The following is a 5503-nucleotide window of genomic DNA, read 5'->3' on the forward strand; positions in this document are numbered from 1 at the left end:
GTTGCCCACATGAAGCACAGAGGCCTCCCAACAGAGGCCTCGATCACCGGGATTGCCCTGAATGGGCAAAGCGATCTACGCGCCCCATCGTCTATGTGCATCCAACCTCCCGCGAAACGCGGGAACGGGGCTTGATCAGCGTTGCCCTAATATCCGCGACAAGCTCTTCACCATCACGCTGGCTGCCAAGGAAGTTGCGCCATGAGTATCCCGTCACCGCAATACGCCGGTTTATCCGAGGACGCCTACAAGGATCGCGCCGTCGGTCGGCGCAGCTGCGCGTGAGCGTGGACACGATGACGGCAATGAATACGCCGCTGGAACAAAGCAGCCAACGCGTGGCCGAAAACGCGGCGCGTCAGTCGGCGGCATTGGAGCAGCAACAGGCGCAGACCCAGCAGCAGGGCGCACGCGCCATGGGGTGAGCGGGGCATGGAGCTTCCACGTCTGTGTGCAGTGACACATCACGCTGCCCCCCGTGCCGCAATCCGCCCGGACGGCACATCGTACCATCGAACGTTGCATCAGGACGCCGGGCCTGCCCGGCGTTTTTGCGTTCATTCGCGCAGTAACGCGCACCGCTGCTGCTGCATCTGCACAACAACTGGCCCGCACAACGGGTGCGAACGCAAGGTTTTCCTGCGTCGAGCTATGCCACAACGCCCGCGCAGCTATAGCGGCCTCAACCGGCCTGTACGACCGTGCTTGAATCGCCGTCGGTTTGCAGCGATGCACGGCCAGGCGCTTATCACGTCGCGCACGCGCACACGAGGCAAGGCAGGGGATCAAGCAAGGCGCCACCCGGCGCGACATCCATCGATCAAGGGAGCGTTCCATGACCATTTTGTGCAGGCACTACCACCGTTTCTGGCTCGTCTTGCTGCTGTGTCTGTGCAGCGCCGGCGTCAGCGCGCAAGGCATCGCCAAAGGCGCGGATGTCAGCTGGCTCAATCAACAGGCCGCCAACAATCCACCGCAGGTGTTTCGCGATGCGGCCGGCAACACCACCGACTTCATCAAGCTGTTCAAGGATGTCGGCGGCAATGCCATTCGCCTGCGCGTGTGGGTCAACCCGGCGGGCGGATGGAACGATGGCCGCGACACTCTGGACAAGGCCAAGCGCGCCGCCGCGCAAGGCATGCGCATCATGATCGACTTCCATTACAGCGACAGCTGGGCCGACCCGGGCAAGCAGACCAAGCCGGCCGCCTGGGCCGGCCACTCCGTCGTCCAGCTCGCTACCGATGTCTACAGCCACACCCAGGGCATCCTCAAATATCTCAAGGACAACGGCATTGCCGTCAGCTGGGTGCAGGTGGGTAACGAGATCAACAGCGGCATGCTATGGAACGAGGGCAAGACGCCCAACTTCGCCACCCTCGGCCAGTTCATCAACAGCGGCTACAACGCCACCAAGGCGGTGTATCCCAACGCCAAGGTTGTCGTGCATCTGGCCAATGGCGATGACAACGCCAACTTCCGCTGGTTCTTCGACAACCTGCGCTTGGCCGGCGGCAAGTGGGACGTCATCGGCATGTCGCATTACCCCCCGGTCGGCAGCTGGCAGGATTACAACAGCCGCCTGGACACCAACATGCGCGACATGATTGCGCGCTAGGGCAGCGACGTGGTGATTTCCGAGGTCGGCATGGACTGGCAGCAAGCGGCCACCACCCGCGCCATGCTCAGCAACCTGCTCAGCCGCAGCAGCAGCATCGGCGCGCGCGTCCTTGGCGTGTTCTATTGGGAACCCAACGCCTACCCGGGCTGGCAGGGCTACACCCTGGGCGCGGTCAACACCAACGGCCAGCTGACCGAAGCGCTGCAGGCGTTCTGACCAGCACGCTCCTACGGGGCGGCGCCCGCCGCGGGGGATGTCCTGGCGCGCACCCACAGGCATGCCATCTCGTAGGAGCGCACCCGGGCGCGACGGGGTTTTACCGACAACGCACCGGTCGCGCCCAGGTGCGCTCCTACGGGGGGCAGGCACATCGGCCCTCTCGGTACGGCATCGGCCTGCCATCGCCTGCCGCTGGCCCTCATCCTTTGATCGTACGCCGGCAGCGCCCGCTATGCCGCAGCGTTGTTCCAGCCGGCACCGATGCCCCACTCGGCGCACACAGCGTCCCATTCCATACGCACCCGTAGCGAGGAATGGCAACAGGTGCGTGCGGTACACTTGGGAGTTCACGAATTCACGATGTTGACGCACCCGCGGGGTGTGTCCCCCGGGAGCGCTAATGAACTGGTTGAACGAAGTGCTGCACAACGATCCGAACCCGCTCGAGACGCAGGAGTGGCTCGAATCGATCAAGGCCGTCATCGACGTCGAAGGCCCGGAGCGCGCCCATCAGCTGCTGGAAGGCATGGTCGAACAGACCCGCCGCGCCGGCGCTTACCTGCCGTTCTCGCCCACCACCGAGTACGTCAACACCATCTCGCCGGCCAACGAGGCCAAGCACCCCGGCGACTCCGCGCTGGAGTGGAAGATCCGCTCGATGATCCGCTGGAACGCCATGGCCACGGTCGTGCGCGCCAACCGCAAGCCGGGCGACCTGGGCGGCCACATCGCCTCGTTCGCCTCCAGCGCCACGCTATACGACGTTGGCTTCAACCACTTCTGGCGCGCGCCCTCGGACAACCATCCGGGCGACCTGCTGTTCATCCAGGGCCATAGCGCCCCGGGCATCTACGCCCGCGCCTTCCTGGAAGGCCGCATCAGCCAGTCCCAGCTGGACAACTTCCGCATGGAAGTGGACGGCCAGGGCATCTCGTCCTACCCGCACCCGTGGCTGATGCCCGAGTTCTGGCAGACCCCCACCGTGTCGATGGGCCTGGGCCCGCTGGCCGCCATCTACCAGGCGCAGTTCATGCGCTACCTGGAAAACCGCGGCCTCATCGAAAAGTCCGACCGCAAGGTGTGGTGCTTCATCGGCGACGGCGAGTCTGATGAGCCAGAAACCCTCGGCGCCATCGCGCTGGCCGGCCGCGAAGGCCTGGACAACCTCATCTTCGTGGTCAACTGCAACCTGCAGCGCCTGGACGGCCCGGTGCGCGGCAACGGCAAGATCATCCAGGAACTGGAAGGCGTGTTCCGTGGTGGCGGCTGGAACGTCATCAAGCTGCTCTGGGGCGGCTACTGGGACGCGCTGCTGGCCAAGGACACCGACGGCGTGCTGCGCAAGCTGATGATGGAAACCGTCGACGGCGAATACCAGAACTGCAAGGCCTTCGGCGGCGCCTACACCCGCGCCAACTTCTTCGGCAAGTACCCGGAGACCGCGGCCATGGTCGCCGGCCTGTCCGACGACGACATCTGGCGCCTGAACCGTGGCGGCCACGACCCGCACAAGGTGTACGCCGCCTACCACCAGGCCGTGAACACCACCGGCATGCCCACCGTGATCCTGGCCAAGACGGTCAAGGGCTACGGCATGGGTTCGGCTGGTGAGGCGCTCAACCCCACCCACCAGACCAAGAAGCTGGACGACGCGGCGGTCAAGCACTTTCGCGACCGCTTCAACATCCCGGTCACCGACGCCCAGCTGGAAGAAGGCCAGGTGCCGTTCTACCACCCCGGCGACGATTCCCCGGAAGTGCAATACCTCAAGGAGCGCCGCAGCGTGCTCGGCAGCTTCCTGCCGTCGCGCCGTCCCAAGGCCAGCAAGTCGTTCGTCGCGCCCACGCTCGACAAGTTCGAGCGCCTGCTCAAGGACAGCGGCGAGCGCACGTATTCCACCACCATGTCCTTCGTGCAGAGCCTCAACATCGCCCTGCGCGACAAGGAACTGGGCCCGCGCATCGTGCCGATCGTGGCCGATGAAGCGCGCACCTTCGGGATGGAAGGCATGTTCCGCCAGATCGGCATCTATGCCCCGTTCGGCCAGAAGTACAAGCCGGTCGATGCCGACCAGCTGATGTACTACCGCGAAGACCTGACCGGCCAGGTGCTGCAGCAGGGCATCAGCGAGCCGGGCGCGATTGCCTCGTGGATGGCCGCCGGCACCAGCTACTCGGTGTCGGATGTGCCCATGCTGCCGTTCTACATCTACTACTCCATGTTCGGTTTCCAGCGCGTGGGCGACATCGCCTGGCAGGCAGCGGACATGCGCACCCGCGGCTTCCTGCTCGGCGGCACCGCCGGTCGCACCACGCTCAACGGCGAAGGCCTGCAGCACGAAGACGGCTTCAGCCAGGTCATCGCCGGCTCCATCCCGAATGTGCGTAGCTACGACCCGACCTTCGGCTTCGAAGTCACCGTCATCATGCAGCACGGCATGAAGGCGATGATGGAAGACCAGATCGACGAGTACTACTACATCACCCTGATGAACGAGAACTACGCCCACCCCGGCATGCCGGACGGCGCAGCCGAGGGCATCATCAAGGGCATGTACCTGCTCAAGGACGCCGGCAAGCCCAAGAAGGGCGAGTTGCGCGTGCAGCTGCTGGGCAGCGGCACCATCCTGCGCGAAGCCATTGCCGCCGCAGAGTTGCTGGACAAGGACTTCGGCGTCACCGCCGACATCTGGTCCTGCCCCAGCCTCAACGAAGTGCGCCGCGACGGCTACGCCGTGGAACGCTGGAACCGCCTGCACCCGGAGGCCGAACAGCGCAAGCCCTACGTCACCCAGCTGCTAGAAAGCCGCCAGGGCCCGGCGATTGCCGCAACCGACTACGTGCGCGCCTTCGCCGACCAGATCCGCGCCTTCGTCCCGATGACCTACACCGTGCTCGGTACGGATGGGTTCGGTCGTTCGGATACGCGTGCGAACCTGCGCCGGTTCTTCGAGGTGGATCGCTACTACATCGCGCATGCGGCGATTGCCGCGCTGGCGAAGGATGGCAAGATGACCGGCAAGGATGTGGCTAGGGCGATCAAGCAGTACAAGATTGATCCTGAGAAGGCGAATCCGGTTGGGGTTTGAGCCATTTCAATGGTTAGGAATAGCCAGTAGAAGTTGATTCTAAATAGAGGGGCGGCCACTGGCCGCCCCTTTTCTGTCGCGCTGATTGTACGATTGCCTTGCTGGCACCTTAGAGGGTGGCCCCAAAATTTCGACGACCTATATCAATCTGGAGGGAGCGGTTAAAGGAAATGGCGCTGGAAAGGGACCGTCGTTCCGAAAATTCAAGGTCGATGCTCGAGTGCTTCTCAGCTTAGGCCGCGAAAGTATCAAGGATCAAACAACTGCGTTGATGGAATTGGTCAAGAATGCATACGATGCAGACGCAGAGAACGTTCAGATAGAGATACCTGAGGAGTCTGACGGAGAGCAGATCCTAAGAAAGTGATACGCCCAGGGTTCCGTAGACACTCAAGACCCTCGTTGCGCGTAGCGCCGTTCAAACTCTACAGGGGACAGGTCCTCCGTTGAACCATGACGGCGTTTAGGGTTGTAGAACATCTCGATGTAGTCGAACACCTCGGCGCGTGCGGCGTCCTTGGTGGGGTAGACCCGCCGCCTGATCCGCTCGCGTTTGAGCAGGCCGAAGAAGCTCT

3 protein-coding genes and 2 pseudogenes are annotated in these 5503 nt (G+C 63.5%); 4 read left to right on the forward strand and 1 reads right to left on the reverse strand.

Going from position 1 to position 5503, the window contains the following annotated elements; genetic code table 11:
- Positions 1-266 precede the first annotated feature (266 nt).
- The 4 genes and pseudogenes from XAXN_RS22160 to XAXN_RS23735 form a co-directional block, all read left to right on the forward strand.
- Positions 267-425 (forward strand): annotated as a pseudogene (locus tag XAXN_RS22160) (XVIPCD domain-containing protein); the annotation flags it as partial.
- 410 nt (positions 426-835) lie between these two features.
- Positions 836-1837 (forward strand): annotated as a pseudogene (locus XAXN_RS19080) (glycosyl hydrolase 53 family protein).
- Positions 1838-2240: 403 nt separating this feature from the next.
- Positions 2241-4928 carry a pyruvate dehydrogenase (acetyl-transferring), homodimeric type gene (gene aceE, locus XAXN_RS19085; protein ID WP_054320688.1) on the forward strand — a complete coding sequence of 896 codons (2688 nt, stop codon included), beginning with the start codon at positions 2241-2243 and terminating at the stop codon, positions 4926-4928.
- A 271-nt stretch (positions 4929-5199) separates the two neighbouring features.
- The gene (locus XAXN_RS23735) at positions 5200-5295 is read left to right on the forward strand and encodes an ATP-binding protein (RefSeq protein WP_425511772.1); all 96 of its coding nucleotides are present in this window, start codon (positions 5200-5202) and stop codon (positions 5293-5295) included.
- 23 nt (positions 5296-5318) lie between these two features.
- Here XAXN_RS23735 and XAXN_RS19090 read toward each other — a convergent pair.
- A partial coding sequence (locus XAXN_RS19090; protein ID WP_167694835.1) for an IS3 family transposase occupies positions 5319-5503 on the reverse strand: 185 nt, incomplete at its 5' end.

The sequence above is a fragment of the Xanthomonas axonopodis genome, assembly GCF_001304695.1.
Classification (GTDB): domain Bacteria; phylum Pseudomonadota; class Gammaproteobacteria; order Xanthomonadales; family Xanthomonadaceae; genus Xanthomonas; species Xanthomonas axonopodis.